We start from the raw sequence: 18,642 nt of genomic DNA, 5'->3' as shown, positions 1-18,642 counted from the left end.
TCCAGGAAACGACGGGGCGAACCCGAGCGATGCTCGAATTGCGGCCGAGCATCAATGCTAGCCGCCGGCGACGAACGGTCTATTTTCTGCGAATCACATCAGCAAATATGGCAGGTCCAACTCCAAGTAGTGGAGGGTCCATGCGCACGGCCTCTACGAACGCGCGCAACGGAAAGCCCCCTCTACGAAGATTCGCAAGCCCGCTTTTCCACACTTCCTTTCGCGCATGCCGAATCAGGGCGTCGACCTTGTCGAGTGCCACCGGAAACGGCTGCACGAGCGGCCGCATCATCAGCCTCGAGCGAAGAAAGTAGATCGCGCGCAGTGTGGAAGCACCACTACCCCAGTCGCCATCGGAGAAAATGTTGACACCCTTGCCGAGAACGGTGTCGGTTCGCCTTGAAATCATCACCCTCGGTGACTTGGCTGCCAATTCAGTCGTGAATAAGCCATCCTCGCCGGCCGTGCGGAGTTCACAACGAAACCTCGTGTCTCCGATCAACGATTTCGTCACAACGAAGGTACTCGAACCCGAGATCGGCCCGCAAACCGTGAAATCGATAAGCGGCTGCATCAACTCCTGCGCCCAAGGGGCGGAAGGATGGGATCTGAGAGGAAGCATCCCCCTGAAATGGTTAGCGTGCATCCGGTAACCCGATGCACCATCCATAGTTTCGGCAGTATAGTAGTCGAAGCCGTGCTCGAAGGCATGCAGGGCCGAACTGAGATGATAGGGCTCCCAGCAATCATCTGAATCCAGAAAAGCAATATAGGCAACGTCAGCGAGCGCATCGATCCCGGCATTTCTCGCCGCACCCGGTCCAGCATTCTCCTGCCTGATGATGCGAACGCTGAAGTTGTTCGGAAAGCAGACGTTGCCGACCTCTTCTTCCGCAGAAGCCGGAGAGGCGTCGTCCACAACCACAACGCATACTGGCACGTCAACGTCCTGTTGCGCGACGGATTGCAGGGTTCTCGCCAGCACGCCGCTCCGCCGCTGAAAATAGGGGATGACGACACCAAACATGGCTAGCTCCTGCTCCACGGACGCTAATTCGGTAGCGATTGCCGGCGATCGGGCTTGTCGAAGGCGCTTCTATGCCGGTAAACGCGAATCCCCATTTCAGATTGCCAGAATATTACGCCCAGTTCATCGATCACCACCGGGGTAGAGGATCCCTCTTTCCCAAACGGCCACTCCGACTCGCTCCATTCTCTTATAAGGCGCCATTCGTCCAAATCAGGATTGAACTCGTGCAACTGCCGCTCCTGTCGCTGCAAAAACAAATAGTTGCCCGACTTCGGGTCATAAGACAGTGCTGTTCTTGCGACCGAGATATTAATCGGCGCGTCTCTAAATCTGCGGACATCACCGTCCGCTTCGATCAACTCGAGCTTCCGACGAGAAGCGTTGCCACCTGCGAATAACATATCTCCGCGCGTTCGGTTATAACTTCCGACCGAATGATAGCCATCGACGACAGACGCGCCAATCGACTTAGTTTCACCTTTGCTGAAAGCGACCATCTTGCCGCCGCGGTTAATCGCAACAAGCATGTCTAGTTTCTCATGCCACTCAATAGGGATGTATCCGCCTATCTTTACACCGGGGACGGCCTCCCAGCGCTCCTCGTCGATCCAATAGCGGCTCAATATTTGACCGGGTGAGAGCCAATAATAGTGGCCGCGTGTCGAGTCCAGTGCCGTGCGACCGTATGTGTGCCCGAGTTCCACGTGCTGCGGAGGAGGCTCGCCTTCCCAGCCCAGCACTTGCCACGCATTCGACTCCGCATCGTACGAAATGAATTTCTTGTACTTGCGGATCCCAATAAAAAAGGTCCGATGACGTTTCGGATCCCAATGGGCTAAATCCGTCCAGAGATCGATCAGCATCCGCCGGCCATCGTCGACTGGGACACGCAACAGGTCGGAAAGGCTTGCCATGCCTGCTGGAAGCTCGGTGTTAATCTCGACAAAATCACCCGGCTTCAGCTTTGACGCGATTTTTCCCAGCGTCGAATTCGAGAGCCGCTCGAATTCGTGAGCAGAAGCAGTCTCGAGGGTAAGGCACGCCACCAGCACCGCCAACAGAAGCAGATATCGGAATCGACTCGTTCGTTGCATCGCCCCCTCACCATCAAGTGCACAATCTACGCGCCCGCATGGCGGCTGCAATGCAGGGCAATTGCACCGTTTTGTCATAACCCGAGGCGCTCATATGGCCAGCCCGAGTAACTCTTCGCGAAAGTCATCCTCCATGCAGGCGAGCAGTCGCTTGGACTTGATGCTGGCCTTGCGGGTGGTGTTGTGGCGCAGCAGGTTCAGTACGATGTGGCGCAGCACCACGAAGTTGTTGGCCGCATAGCCTCGGCGCACACGGGACTGATCATCGTTGAACTGCACATCGAGCGACCAGTGAAGCTGATGGCGAGTAGGCCGGGGGAGTCGCACCCCCAGCCTCTCACAGAACGGTGCGTGAACCTCTCGATTCACACCGCTCCCATCAAGCGAACGCACCGACCATCCCTCGTTGCCAGTGCACGAAGAGGTACGACTGCTTCTCGGCGAGACCTTCGAGAAAGCGAGCCGCGCGGATCTTGTGGCCCTTCAGCCGTCTGTACTTCTTCATCGCCCATGCCACCAACGTTTTGTTGAAGTGCCGCAGCACGGGGTACATCGCCGAGCGACAGAATTTCCCGTAATACTCCAGCCAACCCCTGAGGAGCGGGTTATGCAGGCGGGCAATGTCTGCCAGACTCAGGTCTGTTCGATTCCGATAGTTCAGTTTGCGTGTCTTCTGCCGCATCGCCGTGACGACACCACCCTGTGGCGTGCCCTTGGTACGTTCCTCCAAGGTTCCGTCCGCATGTTGCAGCGGCGCTGTCAGCCAGCGCTTGATGTACAGCATGGCCCACTCACATTTGACATGCTTCTTGAGCGCCCGAAGGAGCAGCACGTGGTCGATGTTGTCGAACAGGCCCTTGATATCGAATTCCAGCACCCAGGGATACTGCCAGCAACGCTGACGCGTTACCGCCACGGCCTCCAACGCCGATCTTCCGGGACGATACCCGTAGGAGTCCGGCAGAAACCGCGCCTCGAGTTCCGGCTCGATCACCCGCTTGACCACCATCTGCGCCACGCGATCGGCCACCGTCGGAACGCCCAATATGCGCACCCCACCATTCTTCTTCGGAATGGCGACCGCTTTGACCGGCGGCGGAAAGTAGCTTCCCGAGGACATCCGATTCCAGATCTTGTAGAGATTGCCCTTCAGATCCTGCTCGAACGCCTCGATCGACTGCTGATCCACACCGGCCGCGCCCGCATTGGCTTTGACCGCTTGATACGCTTCGTACACCTGCCACTTGTCGATGGCAAATGGTTTTGTTGTTGCACTCATCCGTCTCCTCCTGTTGCCAGTTGGACGCCGAATGCAACCGCTTGACTCGACCCCTTCGCTCCAGCCGCATTACCGGCCTTCCCCACTACTACGGGTCGATCCGTCCCAGTGCTGCGCATCGGTACTCTCGCCTCGTGGTTTCTGCCACTTGTGCTTCTCCCTTGACATCGCAACGACTGGTTCCCGCAGTTCCGCACGGAAGCCTGGATCAGCTTCACGCCCCCTATACGCCGGCCGCCGCTTGCCCAGTAATCAGGTGCCCGGCAAGCTTGTCCCAGGAAGTGGAAACGCCCCTGGTTTTGACGACAATTCTTTGGATAACGACGCGTCATCGAGGGTTCACTTTCGTTCGTCTCTCTGATCCTTACCTGCTCGGGGTACGTCCCCGACGCTTTGACCCCAACGCTCACCACCGACGGCTCTTGACCGCAGCAGCTTGGGGTGGTTTGAAGCCCGCTCCTGAAAGCCGACTCCGAGGGACCTACCCTCATCTTCCGTGCAGCTTCGACACAGTTTGTCGGTTCATGCTGAACTTCCTTGCTGTGTGCCTGCGGCACACTTTCGACCGCCCAATGGCTGCGCACGGCCTGCGCGATTCTGGCGGCATCTGCGGGCAGGGAACTGATGTAGTAATGGCGCTCGACGCTGGTCTTGCCGTCGACGGTGCGTTCGCGCTCGACGAGCGCAAACGATTGCAGCCCGGCCCACTGCTCGGACTTGTACAACTGGCTGACCGCATCATAGGCCCAGCAGCGGCGCACCTCCACACGGCCGTGGCCCTTGGTTTGTTCTTCGAAATGCGAAGCCGGCGCGATCTTTTCCGCCACGCCGGCCAGGGTGAGCAGAATCGAGTCGGTCAGCGTGGGGGGGTTGTCTTTGACGCACAACACGTAGTCTGCGCCACGACTACGGATGGTGCGGGCAATCGCTGCCTGGGTGCCCATCGCATCGATCGTGACGATGGTGCCTTCGAGCGCCAGCATGGCGAGCAACTCGGGAATCGCTGTTATCTCGTTGCTCTTCTGATCGGTGGCGCGCTGCCCCAGCACCAGACCCATCCCGGCGGCAAAGGCGCTGACCATGTGCAACGGCCCCGACGTATCCTTGCCGCCACTGCGCCGACTGGTCTTGCCATCGATGGCCACCACGCTGTCCGGCGCCAGCGCCGGCACCAGCACGCCCACCCAGCGCAAAAAGGCCGCCTCGAAGGCCGCGGGATCGATCATCGCGAGCACCCGGCAGAACGTGTCATGCGAGGGCACGCCCGCCTTGAGCTTCAGGAACTTGCGCAGCCAGGCCAGGTTGGACTTGCCCCACAGCGCCACATCCACGAAATCGTTCGCCCCGCACAGCACCGCGCACACCGCCACCGTCAGCAACTCGGACAGATCGTGCCTGGCCTGCCGCTTGCTGCGCGGGTCGGGTACCGACACGAACACTTCGCTCACGGGCATCAACTGGCCTGTCTTCATGGGAGTCCCAAAAAGACAGTAAGCTACACAAAATATGACGTTGTGAACAGGGGCTCGCTAAGCGCATGATCGTAAACGGTTTACCTGTACCGGTTATGCATTTTAGGTGCGATTGCCCTGGGCTGCAATGCCCCTTACTGCAGAATCGCGCGAGTAGCGGCCAATGCAGCATAAGCCCAGGACTTCAGATGCAGGGGCCGCTCCTTCACGGCCAGCTTGAATTCATCAAACGCAGTTGCCAGATTCCCTCGCTGATACAACCGATAACCAGACATGAAATGAATCTTGTGAACACGCTCCCTAAATTCTCTTTCTGAAATGCTCTCGCCATTGGGACTTGCCAGCCCCCAGGTATCTCTCGCACGCAGCATGATGGAGGCACCGTAATTGTAATCGTTTCCACGAGCGGTAGCGCTGCCCGGGTGGTGCCTATATAGAGCGTAGATCCGCGACAGGCGGTGCACTTCTGTTTCACGTGAAGCGCGGAGAAAATATTCATAATCCTGCCCGAGGCGGAACTTCTCGTCATAAAAACCAATTCTGTCTATCAGCGAGCGCCGCATCATCACCGTCGTCGTCCAGACGAAATTGTGCAATAGAAGTTTATGGTAGATCCAGCCAGACAACTCGCTATCGATAGCGCCGGGCGCAACATCTGACTGATCCGGAATCATGGTCAACAAATCGGGGAATACGCCATTCCGGTCGGACGTCCAGTGCGAGAAGCCGGTACAGATCATACTGACGTCCACACGGGCTCCTAGGTACTCGACCTGTGCTCGCAGCTTCCCAGGCAGCCAAATGTCGTCGGCATCGAGAAAGGCGATGAACTCACCGCGGGCTGCGCGAATGCCTGCATTGCGCGCAGTAGCCGCACCGCCGTTCGCCTTGCGGATCAAAATCGCCTGCGGATACCGCTTCGCAACAACATCGGCCGTGTCGTCCTGGGAGCCGTCGTCAACGACAATCAACTCGATATGCGGGTAATTCTGCTGAAGTACACTGTCTATCGCTTCCACAATATGCGGACCGACGTTGTAGGCGGGGATGACGACACTCACCAGATTGCGGATGTTCATGCTCACCTCTGTGGTTCCACAATGCCCGGCTGTGCGAGCGTCTCGACACCGACGAACATTTCCGATGAAGCGACCAAATTTCGTACCCAGTTGAGCGTCGCCCCTTCGACGCTGCGCTTCCATTTGCGCGTCGAAAAGGTATGATCGGCGCCTTCAATTTCGACGAAATTCAACCCCGGTTCCAATGCTCGCCGCCATTCCGGGCGTGCATGGCAGAAATCGGCAAATTCGCGTGCAGTCAGATCGTTACCGCTCAGCACGAACAACACCTTGCCTTGCATCCGCTGGCAGCCTGCATTCATGCGTTCAAGGAACGACTGCGGCGCGCGGTTCGCGGCCCGCCCCTTCTGCCGCGCGGCTTTTCGTATCGCATCGGCCAAGCCGAGGAGCGATCTCGCAAGACGTACCTCGCCGCTCAACAGCCGCCGCCAGAAGTGCGCAGAAAGGATCTGCCGCTTGTAGTGATGATTCAGTCGGGCAGTTGCCAGCGATGCGTCTGTGCGCACCCATGGGTTCAACGCCACGATACCTTTGACACGGGCATCCAGCGGAGCGTACATCAATGCGGCGGAGGCGCCGTCGCACAGTCCCCACAGCACCACCCCTTCAAGCTCGGGACAGGCCTCGAGGAGCGCATCGATCGCTGCATGTATGTCGGCATCCACATCCTCGAAGGTACACAAGTTGCTCGCGCTGTCGCCCATTCCCCGATAGTCGAAGCGCAGACAGGCAAAGCCGCCAGATGCCAGTTCCCGCGCGAGAAGCAGGAACTGTCTGTGACTGCCAACCCGATATTGAGGCCCCCCGACGATCACGATAACGCCCAGCCGAGCGGGCCGGTTCGGGATGTGCAGCACACCGATCAGGGGTTCAGAGCCGCAGGAAAACACCAAAGGGATTTCGCGGGAGGTCATGCGCGGGCAAACTCCGAAACATCCGGCACCTTGCGCGACCTGTCGAGTAACTCTTGCGCGAGCTCGATTTCCTGTGTCTGCCAGAATAGCGGGCCAACGACGGCGTGATATTGCACTTCAATCCCGGCCGCGTCCCATTGGGCTCGTAGACGCTCGAAGGCCGGAGAGGGCGTCGCCGCCCATGCAGGGCCCACCTGGAACCAATGCACGCCGTGAAGGGGCGCGACCGCCGCGAGTTGGGCAGCGTCGATGCCCTGGGCCAGGGCTGGAGCGATTTCATAGCCGCCGACCTCGACCGTTTCGCCTGCGGCCAGGCGCTCGTGCGGCGGCTTGTCGTCTCCCCCTGCCTTGCCAATGACCTGCGCCATTTTCCACAGGCGCAGGAACTGCTGGAGATGCTGTTTGCCGCTCGTTACCGGCTGCCAAAGCAGCAAGCCGCACTCGAGCCGATAACGAGCCGCGGCCTCGCTAGCCAACAGTGCACCGAGCCGCAGGCCCCACAGCCAGACCGGTCCGCACGCCTGCTCCGTCCCCCATGCGTGGGCGATGCGAACGTCCTCAAGCCAGCTATCCCAGCTTGCCGCCGCAAAATCGCCCTCGCTGTCGCCGCAACCGCCGAGATCGATCTGCAGCACGGTCCACCCCTCCTGAGCCCAAGCGTCCGCCTGCAGCGCGACCATGTGCCGCCCCTTGTTCATCTCCTCCGCGAAAGCAGGTACATGGATGATCACTCCATGGCGCGGTCGCTCTGCTACCGGCGTCCTGCTGACGCAGAATCGGAATCCGTGCGGTGCGTGCAGATGGAAGGCGTGCAGTTTCGGCGACATGGACAGTTTAGGTGAGCTTGGCGCTGACCGCCTCGACCAGCGAACCAACGCTGGCGAAGGTTTGGCCGTCGATTTCGTCATCATCGAAAATGATGTCGAAGCGCTCTTCGATCGCGCCGATCACACCGACCACGGCCATCGAATCGAGTTCGGGCACGGCGCCAAGCAGGGGCGTGTCGGCCGTCATGCCGGCCGCACGTCCTTGCAGGCTCAGAATTTCATCGAGAATGGCAAGAACTTCTGCGTGAATGTCCAACATCTGCTCCCTGAATGGGCGGTGTTGTTACACCCCCCGTTTCTGCAAGAATCATAAAATAAGTGCGTTCGTCGCTCTCGTGACAGAATATAGCGAACATACTTTTGGATCTCCAGCATGCCGAGCCCGACTGCCCCCCAGCACGCCGTCGTCGTGGGCTTGTGTGCCCACGGTCTAGGTATTGCGCGATCGCTTTGTCAGGCGGGCATACGTGTGCTCGCACTGGAGGCAAATGCCGCGCTCCCTGGCGTAGGCACTTGTTGCGCCGAGATACGCATTGTGCCCGACATAAATGGCGAGGGGCTCATCGAAAACCTGTTGCAACTCGAAATTCCCGAGCAAAACACCGGAAAACCGGTACTGTTTCTGACCAATGACCGTATGGTCGAGGTGGTTGGACGGCATGCGGACGCCGTTTCCCGCCGGTTTCGGTTAAGCTGGGCGCACGCAGCCGAAATTCTGGTCCCACTTCTCGGAAAGGACCGCATCGAGGCACGCTGCCTCGAGGTCGGGCTGCACTACCCGAAGTCGTTGCTAATAACGAATCTCGACGAAGCCCGAGATCGTCTGACGACGCTGCAGTTCCCGGTAATCGCCAAACCGACCCGCCCGGTATCGGCGTTCAAGACGCAGGTAGCGGACTCCTTGGAGGCCTTCGTCGCGGCACGCTGGCGCATGGAGCAGAGCATGCCGGTGATCGTTCAGGAATTCATCCCGGGGGACGACACGCATATCCGTTTTGGCGCGTTGTATCTGGACGCAGGGCGCGTGCTCGCCCGCTTCGAAGGCCGCAAGTTGCGATCGCGCCCCATGGGGCATACGACGATTGCCGTCCCCGAACCGAGCGACGAAGTCTATGGACTGGCTCGACAATTCTTCGAAGGGCTCAAGCTGTCCGGCCCGGTATCACTCGAACTCAAGCGGGACAGGGAAGGTCGCCAATGGGTGATCGAGCCGACGGTAGGCCGAACGGATTTCTGGGTCGGGCTGTGCGTGGCCAACGGCGTCAACCTGCCGCTTATCGAGTACTGCGCCGTAACCGGAGAGCCACTGCCGCCGGCTGCGCAAAGGACGAGCCATCTGTGGATCAACGGCGAGCGCGACCCCGGTGCGATCCCCTGGTTGATGCAGAACGCGCCCGCCAAATTGCTGGGGCATCGGATTCAGGGTGTCTACTATGACCTGCGAGACCTCGGCCCGTTCTTGGGAGCGCTCCGCCGCTTCGCGAATAACCTGCCGGGGCGAGCCGCCCGCAAGGCCAGCCGGCTCATCACGGGTAAGGCCTGATGTGGGAGTCGACGCGCTGGGACGATTCCCCACGTTAGCTGCTTGTCACGCGCTCCCTTCACCCGTAAGGCGACCGTTATGTGCTTTCGGTTAGACTTATGCCATCCCATGCGATTGCCGATGCCGATAGCCCATACAGAATGACTTCCACCGAACTTCTTCACCGGCTCATCTTCGCCTCAGCCGAGCGCTCCCCCGACGCCGGGGCACTCACGTTCACGGGCCGCACCCACAACTATTCCGGCCTCTCCGAGGACGTCATCGCATTCGCCGCCGGCCTGAGCGGGCTCGGCCTCGCCCGCTCCGAACGCGTCGGCATCTATCTCGATAAGCGCCTCGAAACCGTCACAGCGTTCTTCGGGTCGTCGTTGGCGGGTGGCGTGTTCGTCCCGGTAAACCCGATCCTCAAGGCCGAGCAGGTCGGCTACATCCTGCAGGACTGCAATGTGCGCGTGCTGGTGACTTCGCCGGAGCGCTTTGCCGCCCTCAAGGACACGCTCGCGACGTGTCACGACCTGCGCCACGTCGTACTCACCGGAACATCGGCCGAACTGCCGGTCTTGCCGGGCGCCTCGATGCATCGCTGGCAGGACATGCTCAGCGCGCCGACGGCCCCCGGTCACCGCGTGATCGATTCCGACATGGCGGCCATTCTGTACACCTCCGGCAGCACGGGCCGCCCAAAAGGCGTAGTGCTGTCCCACCGGAATATGGTCGCAGGCGCGAAGAGCGTCGCCGGCTACCTGAAAAACCATTCCGGTGACACGCTGCTCGCCGCGCTGCCACTGTCTTTCGATGCCGGCTTCTCGCAGCTCACAACCGCTTTCCACGTCGGGGCGCGGGTCGTGCTGTTGAACTATCTGATGCCGCGCGACGTATTGAGAGCGCTCGAGAAGGAACGGATCACCGGTCTTACCGTCGTGCCGCCGCTGTGGATCCAGTTGTCACAGCTGCAGTGGCCCGAAACCGTTGGCGAGCACTTGCGCTACTTCGCGAATACCGGCGGACGGATGCCGATGGAAACGCTCAGCAGACTGCGCTCGATGCTGCCGCGGGCCGAGCCGTACCTGATGTACGGTCTCACCGAAGCCTTCCGCGCCACGTATCTGCCGCCCGAAGAGGTCGATCGTCGCCCGGATTCGATCGGCAAGGCCATCCCCAACTCCGACGTATTCGTGCTGCGCGAAGACGGCAACGAATGTGCGCCGAACGAGCCCGGTGAACTGGTGCAGCGCGGAGCGCTGGTCGCGATGGGCTACTGGAACGATCCGGAAAAGACCGCAGAACGTTTCAGGCCCCTTCCCGCCCACGCTCCCGGACGCCAGGGTGGCTTGGTGCTACCTGAGATCGCCGTGTTCTCGGGCGACAACGTGCGCCGCGACGAGGAAGGCTTCCTATACTTCATCGGCCGCCGTGACGAGATGATCAAGACTTCCGGCTATCGCGTCAGCCCGACCGAAGTGGAGGAAATTGTCTACGCCACGACGCTTGTCGGCGAATGCGCCGCCTTCGGCGTGGCCGACGACACCCTCGGCCAGACTATCGTCCTGATCGTCACGCCACCGGTCGGGGGCACACTCGACCCTGCTGCGCTGCTGGCTGAGTGTCGTGCGCGCATGCCGGGATATATGGTGCCCGCCTGCATAGAGGTGCGCGAAGCCCCGCTGCCGCGCAACCTGAATGGAAAGATCGACCGCAAGGCGCTGGCAAGCACGATATAGCCTTTTGTGTTGTTATTGCAGCAAGCTCCAGCACAACATGGATGACCATCGGGCAATGAGCAACTCCGTCACTGTCAAGGCACCTCCCACCCACGCCCCGATGACGCAGTTCTCCGTGGCCAAGGGCGAACTCGTCGTCGGCGGAATCTCGCTCACGCGTCTTGCTGCGCGCGTCGGCCGCACGCCGTTCTACGCTTACGACCGCGGCCTGCTGACGCAACGGGTGTCGGAACTGCGCACCGCGCTGCCGCGCGAAGTGAGACTGCACTACGCGATGAAGGCCAACCCAATGCCGGCCTTGGTGTGCCACATGGCGAAGCTGGTCGATGGCATTGACGTCGCCTCCGCCGGCGAATTGAAGGTGGCACTCGACGCCGGTGCCGATCCTGGGGAAATCAGCTTCGCCGGCCCCGGCAAGCAGGACGCCGAACTTCAGCAGTCTGTGGCGGCAGGCATCTTGGTGAACCTCGAATCCTTTCGGGAGATCGCCCCGCTCGTCGCCGCCTCCGTGGCGCTTGGCCTGCCAGCGCGAGTCGCCGTGCGCGTGAACCCCGATTTCGAGCTGAAAAGCTCAGGCATGAAGATGGGCGGCGGCCCTAAGCAGTTCGGTGTCGATGCCGAACAGGTGCCGCAACTGCTGGCTGAAATCGGCCGCGCCGGTCTCGCTTTCGAGGGCTTCCACCTTTTCGCCGGTTCGCAGAATCTGAAGGCCGAGGCCATCGTCGAGGCGCAGCGGAAAAGCTTCGAACTCGCCCTGCGCCTCGCTGAGCACGCTCCGGCGCCGGTGAAGTTCCTGAATCTCGGTGGCGGCTTCGGCATCCCCTACTTCCCCGGCGAACAACGGCTCGAACTTGCTCCGATTGGCGACAACCTCGCTGCCCTCGTCGCCGAAGCGGCGCGCAAACTGCCACAAGCGCAGCTCGTCATCGAACTCGGCCGCTACCTGGTCGGCGAAGCCGGCATCTACGTGTGCCGGGTTATCGACAAGAAGGTGTCGCGCGGTCACACTTACCTCGTGACCGACGGCGGGCTGCATCACCATCTGTCAGCAAGCGGGAACTTCGGCCAGGTAATCCGTAAGAATTACCCGGTCGCCATCGGCAATCGTATGGGTGATGCGGCAACGGAGAACTATTCAGTTGTGGGACCGCTATGCACGCCGCTGGATCTGCTTGGAGAAAAGATAAATCTGCCGCAAGTGCAGCCCGGCGACCTGGTGGTGATACATCAGTCGGGCGCATATGGCGCAAGTGCGAGTCCAACTGGTTTCCTCGGCCACCCCGAGATTATCGAGATCCTGACGTGACTGTCATTCCCTTCGCGCTCTCCTTGTAAGCACATTGCTCATGAAGATACGGAAGGCGCTAGGGATCAACGCCCTTTCCCAGCTGATCATCTTTGCGGTGAATTTCACGAGTATCGTCGTCATCTCGAGACTGCTCGCCCCGGAAGAAATCGGGATATTCTCCGTCTCCGTTTCTGTCCTCGCTTTCGCCCACATTTTCCGCGAGTTCGGCGTCGGCCAGTTCCTCATCCAGATAAAGGAAGTCACCCGACAACGGCTGCGAGCGGCATTCACGGTCACGCTCTGCATCTCGTGGTCAATCGCCGTCCTTCTCCTGCTGCTCCGCACGCCAATTGCCGGCTTTTACGGCAGCCCCGCAATCGCAGAAGTGATCCGGCTTATCGCGGTCAATTTCGTGATCCTTCCGTTCGGAGCGCCGCTACTATCCCTCCTGCGCCGCGAGATGCGCTTCGACAAGATCGCGATCGTCAACATCTCCAATACGGTCGTGAGCACTACCGTCACGATAGGTGCTGCACTCGCCGGAGAAAGCTATCTGAGCATGGCGTGGGGCGCCGTCGCGGGGAGCATCTCTAGCGTCGTGATTCTAAACATCATGAGGCGGGGACAGGTGTTCATGCTGCCAGCTGTGCGTGGCCTCGGTGAGATCATGCGATTCGGCTCGCTATCCAGTGCAGGCTCGATTCTCTCAGAGCTTGGAAACAGCGCTCCAGATCTAATCCTTGGACGTACGCTGGGCTTTGCTCCCGTCGCATACTTCAGTCGCGCGAACGGGCTCCGAAACATGGCCCTCGGACAAATCATCACACTGGTACGCGGCGTCTATTTGCCTTCGTTCGCGATAGACGTCCGCGCAGGCCAGAATCCAGCGTATCTGTACAGCAGAGCAATGAACTACATGATCGCCTTCACTGCTCCGGCTCTTGCGGTACTTGCCGTCATGGCTGCCCCCCTCATCCTTTTCCTCTTCGGCCCCAACTGGGAGCGATCCGCACCACTCGCCACACTTCTCTGCGCGTTCGCGATATTTACTACGCCGACATCGATGGCTAGCACGTCACTGGTTGCTTGCGGGAAAGTCGGCCTTCTCTTACGAGCCCAGGTCGTAACTCAATGCTTCAGAATTCTCTCCCTTCTGTCTTCAATCTGGCTCGATCTCGATCAGGTGGTTGTCGTCTTTAGCATTTCTTACGTGATTGAATGTATTATTTTATTGCACAGCTTGAGAGTTGCGTTTAATTTGAACTTAATGGAATTTTGGCGCGCAGTCAGAGCAGCATATTTAATTGTTCCAATTTCAATCATAGGCCCCGTTCTTATCAGGATTTACGATTATTTTTCGCCAAACACCTTCACGACACTTACCATCATTACGGCAAGTGCATTTCTTTTTGTATCTGGCTGGGCGCTAGGGATCGCAGTCACAAAGCACCCGCTAAAAATGGAAGCATCACTACTTCTAGCCCACCTAAATCTATTCGGTACGCGTGAGCATCTTTAAGACCCTGAAGCCGTATTCTTCTCGCACGAGCATTGGACACTACGATGGAAATGTACTGGTGCAGGACGACGCCACCGAATGTCGGAGACGCACTTAACACCTGGCTTTGGCCGAAATTAGTGCCACGACTTAGTACACTCGACGTTGCCGGAACGCTTTATGGAATCGGATCCGTACTTGATGAAAGACTGAATTCACCGGGACCAAAATACATATTGGGCAGCGGGACGAGAAGTAAAGAACATGGAATAAGCCCTCAAACTGATTTACGAGTTTTTTCCGTACGAGGCCCCTTAACGGCCGCGGCGCTCGGCATCTCACCCAAACTCGGGATAATAGATCCTGCATCCATGGTCGCCAGACTTTATCGGATAAACAACCCTCAACGGTACGAGATCGGAATCGTTCCATACTTCTCTGCTCCTCACGACCTGTGGAGCATAATGGCCGAACGTTTGGGTTATCAACTGGTTTCACCCTGCCTGAATGTAGAAGCTTTTCTTGAAAACCTAAGCCGCTGCAAATTCGTCATTGCGGAGGCAATGCATGGAGCGATACTGGCAGACAGCCTTCGTATTCCATGGCGTGCGATTAGAGCAAACAGCGTCGAATTGGAAGGTGGAACCAATACGTTCAAATGGACCGATTGGTGCAGATCCGTCGAACTCCCCTTCTCGCCAGTCGCGTTGCCTCCCTTGTGGAACAATGCGAAGGCGAAACCAAGGGGTGAATTTCGCTCGAAACTGAAAATGTACTGGATAGAACGCAAGTTGCGTTCTATCTCGTCGGAAAATGCGTGGCTCCTTTCGTCGGACTCGGTTTTAAACGATAGGCTGGACCGTCTTCAGGATGCAGTAAGTACATTTGAAAGAGTCGTCGATGCCTGACTACGACCTGAGGACATTTTCCAACCACGACCGGAGATGGTTCCTTGCAGCACGGAAATACACCTAAGCGGCTGGACACTCTGTTCCTATGCCCCACACAACCAATCGCCGAGGGTGCCGGCATTCAGAAACGCGCCTGGGCTCATATCGAGGCACTGTCCAAGGCGGGAGAGGTAGACATCGTGCTGCTTTTGACGCCGGGGCAGATCAGCAGGCTGGAGCCGCTCGATGCCTTGCGCGCGCGCTGCCGATCCCTGCACCTGATTCCGCTCGAGATGACTGCTCGTGCCCGGACGTCCGGCGTGCCTGGCGCGACCTTCCTTAGGCGACTGCTGACGTGGGGGCGCCCCATGACGACACTTCGGAATTGTCCCGAACTCGGAGCCCTTCGTGCTCGGATCTCCAAGCGCAGTTTTGATTTGGTGTACTGCTTCCGCCTTCGCAATTACACGTTGCTCGAGCCGCTGCTCGGTTGCTCCATCCGAGACAGGTTCAAGGTCTTTGTCGACTTTGATGATATTGAATCGATCGCCCTGCAGCGGGAAATTTCGGTGAGGGGTGCATCAACGGGATTCGAACAACGTTTGCTTATGAAACTCGAGCAATTTGAAACGGCAGACAGGGAAAGGCAGGCGCTGAACGCAGCGGTCGGGGTGAGCGTATGTTCGGCGCTCGACGCGGAACGCCTCCACAACGTCGGTTCTGCTGCCACAATCTGCGTCGTGCCGAACTCGCTGCCTGACGTGACCGCACTGCCGCTGCGCCCAGCGAGCGGAGAAGTGAACCTGCTATTTCTGGGCACGATGACGTATCAGCCCAACGAAGATGCGGCGCTGTTCCTCATCGGCAAGATTCTTCCTCTCATCAAGGTCCAGGCCAAAGGTACGCTCGCCCTGGAGATCGTCGGTCGGGGGCCGTCTTCCGCAATCAGGGCACTTGCCGAAGATCCTGCGGTGACGGTGACGGGAGGAGTGGATTCCGTCGAGCCCTGCTACGAACGAGCAGACATCGTCATCGCCCCCATCCGGTTCGGTGGTGGCACCCGAATCAAGATCCTTGAAGCACTTGCGTATTGCCGCCCCGTTGTTTCGACATCGATCGGCGCCGAAGGACTGGATCTGGTTCCGGAACGCGACATACTCATCGCCGATACCCCCGTCGAATTTGCCAATGCATGTCTGCGACTCATGGAGGACGAAGCATTGCGAAACCGCATTGCCCAATCGGGGCGCAAGCGTTTCGAGGAACTGTATGAAGCGCAGACCGTACAGGCAAAAATGATTCGTGACCTTCAGACGATCATTACCGGCAGTTCGGGCGACGGCCAACACCCAGTGTACGAAAGGTGAGCGTCCTGCCTATCCCGCCTTCCAACAGGTCATCCTCAAGCTGTCATTTTCCGGCCCATGGACAAAATCAAGACATTCACATATTCCGATAATCATCAAAAACGGATACGTTGAATAGCCTGCACAGGATCACAAGTTGGAGACCGACATGCATTCCACACCTTCAGGGCAGCCGAGAGAGGCAGATATCGTTTCGTTCGACCACGGTTCGGACCCAAATTTCCTTGCCTACTATTCAAGCGCCAGCGTGTCCGACGCGACACTCGGGCGGTTCAAGCGAATTCGTGACAATGTTTTACGTCTGCTGTCCCTAGACGACGATTCGGGACGATCACTGCATGTCGCGGACATTGGTTGCGGTGCCGGCACTTTCAGCCGACTCTGGGCCGAACTCGGACATGAGGTCCATGGGCTAGACGTGAATGGCCCCCTCATCGAAATTGCACGCATGCGCGCAAGCGAAGCCGGGTTCTCCATTGAGTTCGATGTCGGCTCTGCGACCCGATTGCCATATCCCGATGGAAGCATGAATGTGGTTCTCTTGCCCGAACTGCTCGAACACGTCGCGGACTGGCAATCCTGTCTCAACGAGGCTGCCCGGGTGCTCGCGCCGGGCGGCATACTTTATCTGAGCACCACCAACGTTCTGTGCCCGAAGCAGGATGAGTTCCACCTTCCCCTGTATAGCTGGTATCCCTCGCAATTGAAGCGCTACTACGAGCAGATGGCCGTAACAACGCGCCCCGAACTCGTCAACCATGCGAAATACCCTGCTGTCAATTGGTTCAGTTTCTTTGGCTTGCGTGACTACCTTGACCGAGTCGGTCTTCAAAGCCTTGATCGCTTCGACGCTGCTGATATGTCCAAATTCGGCTCAGCAGGGCGTGCGGCCCTGTGGGCAGTGAAAACCGTCCCGCTCCTGCGTTTTGCTGCGCATGTTCTGACCTCAGGCGTTACGCTTTTCGCAATCAAGCGTCGCTCATGAGTCTGAATCACCCATTCGGGCATCGGGGGGCGTCATCGGAGACCCTCTACGCAGTTGTCGTTTCGACACGCTTTTCGGCCGTCGCCTCGGTCACCGCCAAGGTGTCGACAACGGGAGCGACGGTCCCCGACGAAGCGGCCTTTTAATGAATCTTAACGCGACGGCTCCATGGGGCCAATGTAATTCCGCGCGATCACCAGATTATCGATGTAGAGCGTCAGGTCATGAGCGGTCGGGGTCGTGCCGCCGTGATAGACGTTCATCCATAGCGACTCGATCTTCAGATCGAGCCCGTCACGATAGCGCATGTCGGTTTTCTCGAAGGCAACTTCGCCATCGACCCACGCGCGCAGCACTCCGTCATTCCTGCCCGGGGTGTTCATCCGTACGTACTGCTCGATGCTGTACCAGCGGTTCTTTTCCAGCATGCCGGTCGGTCCCTGGTTCCAGCCCCAGGTACTGCCATAGGTCTGGGACATATCGGCATGATAGACGTAGGAACCGATGCTCCGATGGACGCCAGAGAGGGAATTTCGGCCGCTCAGGCGAAAAAAGGTACCGCGCGCCGACCAGCCATTGGTGCCGTTCGCCTTTCGCCCGCCCCAACCTCCGCGATTATAGGTGCCCGCGAATCCGGGCAGCTTGCCGCCCTGCAGGGTGGGATTCCAGTTTTCGCCAAAACGAAGGTAGTAGCGGAAGTACATCGCCTCCGGCTCCCCCTCCGGGCGTTGGTCGAACCGGTATTGCGCGTTCAGGCCGAGGACCTTGCCTCTCGGAACAGTCACTTTCAAGGCCCTGGCGTCGAGGCGCTCGAAGCGGTTGGCGTCGTCGCTGGCGACGATCTCCGTCGTGCTGTTCTTGCTGTAGATCGGCCAGCGGGTCATCCAGTCGGGCGATTCGAAGCGGTCGGCGAACACCACATCCGGGTGGCGCTCAATTCCCTTGTCGAGCGGGAATCCGCCGGCGATCCCTCGTCGCGTTGCCTCACCCTTGCCGCCCGGCAGCGTCGGCCCGTAGACGCCGATCGACGTACTGCGGTGATACACCTTGCCGGTGCTCAACCGCAGTTCCGCGCGCGCGATGGGGCGGCGATCCTTGTCGTCGAAGGGGAAGACCAGGATCGCGTTGGTGTCGCCTTTCACCTGAAAAACCGGTTTCTCGCCGATGCTCTTTTGGGTCGAGCAAGGCAAATGGGTGTCCGCCAGCGGGTTCGATCGGGTGCGTGTGTCGCCCGCCCATTCGATGATGAGCTCAGGCCGGGCAGACGCATCCTCGCTCTCACGACTGTCGAAGTTGACTGCTCCCGGGTTCGTCCCCGGAATCGCTCGCAACAGTACTGCGCCGGGCGGCACGACATGATCTTGCCAAGCCCGCACGAGGGCTGTCACGTCCCATGACACGCTCTGGCGGCCTCGCGCCATCGGCACGTCTTCCGCCGCATAGGGCTTGTCCCCGTATGGTTTGCCGGTTGCGTCGGCCCAGTCACCCCCGGCCTGCTGCCACGCCATCTTGGCGGCGGTCGCGAAGTGGCGGCAGGTCATTCCTCCGGCGCCATCCGACAAGGTCAGGGCCGCTGACCCGACGGCGGGCGAGAGACAGATGCACAGCGCGGCAATGCGACGCAATGACTTTGCTGGCCTTCTTCGGTGCGCGCC

Annotated in this window: 15 protein-coding genes and 2 pseudogenes; 7 read left to right on the top strand and 10 right to left on the bottom strand. The window is 59.2% G+C overall.

The annotated features are described in order from the left end of the window. Nucleotides 1–79 precede the first annotated feature (79 nt). From EBN1_RS12135 to EBN1_RS12095, 9 genes and pseudogenes are all read right to left on the bottom strand, one after another. Nucleotides 80–1,027, bottom strand: a complete 948-nt coding sequence (locus tag EBN1_RS12135) for a glycosyltransferase family 2 protein (protein WP_011238252.1) — start codon at nucleotides 1,025–1,027, stop codon at nucleotides 80–82. A 23-nt stretch (nucleotides 1,028–1,050) separates the two neighbouring features. Continuing rightward, nucleotides 1,051–2,124, bottom strand: coding sequence for a hypothetical protein (locus EBN1_RS12130; RefSeq protein ID WP_011238251.1), 1,074 nt, complete (start codon nucleotides 2,122–2,124; stop codon nucleotides 1,051–1,053). A 90-nt stretch (nucleotides 2,125–2,214) separates the two neighbouring features. Beyond that, nucleotides 2,215–2,427, bottom strand: a pseudogene (locus EBN1_RS12125) (transposase); the annotation flags it as partial. Nucleotides 2,428–2,503: 76 nt separating this feature from the next. Beyond that, nucleotides 2,504–3,403 carry a group II intron maturase-specific domain-containing protein gene (locus tag EBN1_RS12120; RefSeq protein ID WP_011238249.1) on the bottom strand — a complete coding sequence of 300 codons (900 nt, stop codon included), beginning with the start codon at nucleotides 3,401–3,403 and terminating at the stop codon, nucleotides 2,504–2,506. Nucleotides 3,404–3,960: 557 nt separating this feature from the next. Next, nucleotides 3,961–4,875, bottom strand: a pseudogene (locus EBN1_RS12115) (ISAs1-like element ISAzo3 family transposase); the annotation flags it as partial. Between the two features lie 134 nt (nucleotides 4,876–5,009). After that, the gene (locus EBN1_RS12110; RefSeq protein ID WP_011238247.1) at nucleotides 5,010–5,954 is read right to left on the bottom strand and encodes a glycosyltransferase family 2 protein; all 945 of its coding nucleotides are present in this window, start codon (nucleotides 5,952–5,954) and stop codon (nucleotides 5,010–5,012) included. Nucleotides 5,955–5,956: 2 nt separating this feature from the next. Continuing rightward, nucleotides 5,957–6,868 carry a hydrolase 1, exosortase A system-associated gene (locus EBN1_RS12105; protein WP_011238246.1) on the bottom strand — a complete coding sequence of 304 codons (912 nt, stop codon included), beginning with the start codon at nucleotides 6,866–6,868 and terminating at the stop codon, nucleotides 5,957–5,959. Continuing rightward, the gene (locus EBN1_RS12100) at nucleotides 6,865–7,695 is read right to left on the bottom strand and encodes a hydrolase 2, exosortase A system-associated (RefSeq protein WP_157866614.1); all 831 of its coding nucleotides are present in this window, start codon (nucleotides 7,693–7,695) and stop codon (nucleotides 6,865–6,867) included. The genes EBN1_RS12105 and EBN1_RS12100 overlap by 4 nt, the downstream gene beginning before the upstream one ends. A 7-nt stretch (nucleotides 7,696–7,702) precedes the next feature. Beyond that, nucleotides 7,703–7,951, bottom strand: coding sequence for a phosphopantetheine-binding protein (locus EBN1_RS12095; RefSeq protein WP_041647237.1), 249 nt, complete (start codon nucleotides 7,949–7,951; stop codon nucleotides 7,703–7,705). Nucleotides 7,952–8,164: 213 nt separating this feature from the next. Between EBN1_RS12095 and EBN1_RS12090 the strand changes: the two genes are divergently transcribed. The 7 genes from EBN1_RS12090 to EBN1_RS12060 all read left to right on the top strand — a co-directional run bounded on the left by EBN1_RS12090 (nucleotide 8,165) and on the right by EBN1_RS12060 (nucleotide 16,987). Beyond that, nucleotides 8,165–9,238 carry a carboxylate--amine ligase gene (locus EBN1_RS12090; RefSeq protein WP_241762725.1) on the top strand — a complete coding sequence of 358 codons (1,074 nt, stop codon included), beginning with the start codon at nucleotides 8,165–8,167 and terminating at the stop codon, nucleotides 9,236–9,238. Between the two features lie 140 nt (nucleotides 9,239–9,378). Continuing rightward, entirely contained in the window at nucleotides 9,379–10,959 is a 1,581-nt protein-coding gene (locus EBN1_RS12085) for an acyl-CoA ligase (AMP-forming), exosortase A system-associated (RefSeq protein WP_041646287.1), read from the top strand. A 55-nt stretch (nucleotides 10,960–11,014) separates the two neighbouring features. Continuing rightward, nucleotides 11,015–12,265 carry a pyridoxal-dependent decarboxylase, exosortase A system-associated gene (locus tag EBN1_RS12080; RefSeq protein WP_011238242.1) on the top strand — a complete coding sequence of 417 codons (1,251 nt, stop codon included), beginning with the start codon at nucleotides 11,015–11,017 and terminating at the stop codon, nucleotides 12,263–12,265. Between the two features lie 40 nt (nucleotides 12,266–12,305). Next, nucleotides 12,306–13,766, top strand: a complete 1,461-nt coding sequence (locus tag EBN1_RS12075) for an oligosaccharide flippase family protein (protein ID WP_011238241.1) — start codon at nucleotides 12,306–12,308, stop codon at nucleotides 13,764–13,766. A gap of 44 nt (nucleotides 13,767–13,810) precedes the next feature. Next, a complete protein-coding gene (locus EBN1_RS12070; protein WP_011238240.1) occupies nucleotides 13,811–14,653 on the top strand; it encodes a polysaccharide pyruvyl transferase family protein in 843 nt (280 codons plus the stop codon). Between the two features lie 44 nt (nucleotides 14,654–14,697). Beyond that, the gene (locus tag EBN1_RS12065) at nucleotides 14,698–16,002 is read left to right on the top strand and encodes a glycosyltransferase (RefSeq protein WP_011238239.1); all 1,305 of its coding nucleotides are present in this window, start codon (nucleotides 14,698–14,700) and stop codon (nucleotides 16,000–16,002) included. A 148-nt stretch (nucleotides 16,003–16,150) separates the two neighbouring features. Further along, nucleotides 16,151–16,987: a class I SAM-dependent methyltransferase gene (locus EBN1_RS12060; protein ID WP_011238238.1), complete on the top strand. Its 837-nt coding sequence runs from the start codon at nucleotides 16,151–16,153 to the stop codon at nucleotides 16,985–16,987. Nucleotides 16,988–17,139: 152 nt separating this feature from the next. Here the strand turns inward: EBN1_RS12060 and EBN1_RS12055 are convergent, their stop codons facing one another. Next, entirely contained in the window at nucleotides 17,140–18,612 is a 1,473-nt protein-coding gene (locus EBN1_RS12055) for a polysaccharide lyase (RefSeq protein WP_162014369.1), read from the bottom strand. Nucleotides 18,613–18,642: the final 30 nt, after the last annotated feature.

It is taken from the genome of Aromatoleum aromaticum EbN1 (assembly GCF_000025965.1).
GTDB lineage: Bacteria > Pseudomonadota > Gammaproteobacteria > Burkholderiales > Rhodocyclaceae > Aromatoleum > Aromatoleum aromaticum.
This window is presented reverse-complemented; position numbering and strand designations above follow the sequence as displayed.

Excerpts from the sequence above, each read along its gene's own strand:
- EBN1_RS12070 (WP_011238240.1), top strand. The coding sequence starts at position 13,811 with ATGGAAATGTACTGGTGCAGGACGACGCCACCGAATGTCGGAGACGCA.
- EBN1_RS12110 (WP_011238247.1), bottom strand. The coding sequence starts at position 5,954 with ATGAACATCCGCAATCTGGTGAGTGTCGTCATCCCCGCCTACAACGTC.
- EBN1_RS12085 (WP_041646287.1), top strand. The coding sequence starts at position 9,379 with ATGACTTCCACCGAACTTCTTCACCGGCTCATCTTCGCCTCAGCCGAG.
- EBN1_RS12075 (WP_011238241.1), top strand. The coding sequence starts at position 12,306 with ATGAAGATACGGAAGGCGCTAGGGATCAACGCCCTTTCCCAGCTGATC.
- EBN1_RS12105 (WP_011238246.1), bottom strand. The coding sequence starts at position 6,868 with ATGACCTCCCGCGAAATCCCTTTGGTGTTTTCCTGCGGCTCTGAACCC.
- EBN1_RS12080 (WP_011238242.1), top strand. The coding sequence starts at position 11,015 with ATGAGCAACTCCGTCACTGTCAAGGCACCTCCCACCCACGCCCCGATG.
- EBN1_RS12060 (WP_011238238.1), top strand. The coding sequence starts at position 16,151 with ATGCATTCCACACCTTCAGGGCAGCCGAGAGAGGCAGATATCGTTTCG.
- EBN1_RS12100 (WP_157866614.1), bottom strand. The coding sequence starts at position 7,695 with ATGTCGCCGAAACTGCACGCCTTCCATCTGCACGCACCGCACGGATTC.
- EBN1_RS12135 (WP_011238252.1), bottom strand. The coding sequence starts at position 1,027 with ATGTTTGGTGTCGTCATCCCCTATTTTCAGCGGCGGAGCGGCGTGCTG.
- EBN1_RS12120 (WP_011238249.1), bottom strand. The coding sequence starts at position 3,403 with ATGAGTGCAACAACAAAACCATTTGCCATCGACAAGTGGCAGGTGTAC.
- EBN1_RS12130 (WP_011238251.1), bottom strand. The coding sequence starts at position 2,124 with ATGCAACGAACGAGTCGATTCCGATATCTGCTTCTGTTGGCGGTGCTG.